We start from the raw sequence: 2,500 nt of genomic DNA, 5'->3' as shown, positions 1-2,500 counted from the left end.
AAAGCGAGTCTTAAATGGGCGACTTAGTTAGATGGATCAGACCCGAAACCAGATGATCTAGGCATGAGCAGGATGAAGGTTGGGTAACACCAACTGGAGGTCCGAACCCACACCTGTTGAAAAAGGTCGGGATGACTTGTGCCTAGGGGTGAAAGGCCAATCAAATCTGGAGATAGCTGGTTCTCCGCGAAAGCTATTTAGGTAGCGCCTCGGACGTATCCTCCTGGGGGTAGAGCACTACATGGATGATGGGGGCCCACAGCCTTACTGAGTCTAAGTAAACTCCGAATACCAGGAAGGACTATCCGGGAGACACACGGCGGGTGCTAACGTCCGTCGTGGAGAGGGAAACAACCCTGACCAACAGCTAAGGCCCCCAATTCGTGGCTAAGTGGGAAAGCATGTGAGACTTCCAAAACAACCAGGAGGTTGGCTTAGAAGCAGCCATCCTTTAAAGATAGCGTAACAGCTCACTGGTCTAAATAAGAGGTCTTGCGGCGAAGATGTAACGGGGCTCAAGCCACGAGCCGAAGCTTTGGGTGTGCATTTATGCACGCGGTAGCGGAGCGTTCTGTGATATAGAACGCTGCCTCCTTAGTATCCTCGGATACATTGGAGGCATTGTTCTGACTGTGAAGCCGGGCTGTAAGGCATCCGGTGGAGTGATCAGAAGTGAGAATGTTGACATGAGTAGCGACAAACAGGGTGAGAGACCCTGTCGCCGAAAGTCCAAGGGTTCCTGCTTAAAGCTAATCTGAGCAGGGTAAGCCGGCCCCTAAGGCGAGGCCGAAAGGCGTAGTCGATGGGAACCAGGTTAATATTCCTGGGCCAGGAGATGGTGACGGATCCCAGAGGTAGTTCGGTCTTAACGGATTGATCGGGCTGCTGAGGGGTTCCTGGAAATAGCCCTCCATGAGACCGTACCCTAAACCGACACAGGTGGACTGGTAGAGAATACCAAGGCGCTTGAGAGAACCACATTTAAGGAACTCGGCAAAATACCTCCGTAAGTTCGCGAGAAGGAGGCCCCGTTTGTACGCAAGTATGGGCGGGGGGCACAAACCAGGGGGTGGCGACTGTTTACTAAAAACACAGGGCTCTGCGAAGCCGTAAGGCGACGTATAGGGTCTGACGCCTGCCCGGTGCCGGAAGGTTAAAAGGAGATGTGCAAGCATTGAATTGAAGCCCCGGTAAACGGCGGCCGTAACTATAACGGTCCTAAGGTAGCGAAATTCCTTGTCGGGTAAGTTCCGACCTGCACGAATGGCGTAACGACTTCCCCGCTGTCTCAAATGTGGACTCAGCGAAATTGAATTGTCTGTGAAGATGCAGACTTCCCGCGGTTAGACGGAAAGACCCCATGCACCTTTACTATAGCTTCGCACTGGCATCAGGATTGTGATGTGCAGGATAGGTGGTAGGCATTGAAGCGGTGACGCCAGTCGCCGTGGAGCCATCCTTGAGATACCACCCTTCGCACTCTTGATGTCTAACCGCGGCCCGTTATCCGGGTCCGGGACCCTGCGTGGTGGGTAGTTTGACTGGGGCGGTCGCCTCCCAAAGAGTAACGGAGGCGCGCGAAGGTTGGCTCAGAGCGGTCGGAAATCGCTCGTTGAGTGCAATGGCAGAAGCCAGCCTGACTGCAAGACTGACAAGTCGAGCAGAGACGAAAGTCGGCCATAGTGATCCGGTGGTCCCGAGTGGAAGGGCCATCGCTCAACGGATAAAAGGTACGCTGGGGATAACAGGCTGATGATGCCCAAGAGTCCATATCGACGGCATCGTTTGGCACCTCGATGTCGGCTCATCTCATCCTGGGGCTGGAGCAGGTCCCAAGGGTATGGCTGTTCGCCATTTAAAGAGGTACGTGAGCTGGGTTTAGAACGTCGTGAGACAGTTCGGTCCCTATCTGCCGTGGGTGTAGGATACTTGAGAGGAGTTGCCCCTAGTACGAGAGGACCGGGGTGAACGTTCCACTGGTGGACCAGTTGTCGTGCCAACGGCAGTGCTGGGTAGCTATGAACGGACAGGATAAACGCTGAAGGCATCTAAGCGTGAAGCCCCCCTCAAAACAAGGTATCCCTTGAGAGCCGTGGAAGACCACCACGTCGATAGGCCGGAGATGTAAGCGCAGCAATGCGTTCAGTTGACCGGTACTAATGGCTCGATTGGCTTGATTTGATCCGGAAGAAGACAGACCTTCTTCCAAAAGCATCCTTGGACAACCGAAACCCCAAAAGGGTAACGCCGATATCGCTTCTTTTCTGGTCTGGTGGCTTTAGCACGAGCAAAACACCCGATCCCATCCCGAACTCGGCCGTTAAGTGCCGTCGCGCCAATGGTACTGCGTCTCAAGACGTGGGAGAGTAGGTCACCGCCAGACCTGAAAAGAAGCGATCATCTCTCTAAACGATCAAAAAAAGCACCGCAGATCACCGCGATGCTCTTGGCGCGGGGTAGAGCAGCCCGGTAGCTCGTCAGGCTCATAACCTGAAGGTCA

General features: G+C 54.2%; 2 rRNA genes (1 of these 2 cut by a window edge). Both read left to right on the top strand.

Annotated features, from left to right (window positions below):
* Window positions 1–2,181 (top strand): 23S ribosomal RNA (locus ACFOMH_RS20360) (it extends 652 nt beyond the left edge of the window).
* An 87-nt stretch (window positions 2,182–2,268) separates the two neighbouring features.
* Window positions 2,269–2,383, top strand: a 5S ribosomal RNA gene (rrf, locus tag ACFOMH_RS20355).
* Window positions 2,384–2,500 lie beyond the last annotated feature (117 nt).

The organism is Paracoccus mangrovi, from assembly GCF_042648425.1.
GTDB lineage: Bacteria > Pseudomonadota > Alphaproteobacteria > Rhodobacterales > Rhodobacteraceae > Paracoccus > Paracoccus mangrovi.
This window is presented reverse-complemented; position numbering and strand designations above follow the sequence as displayed.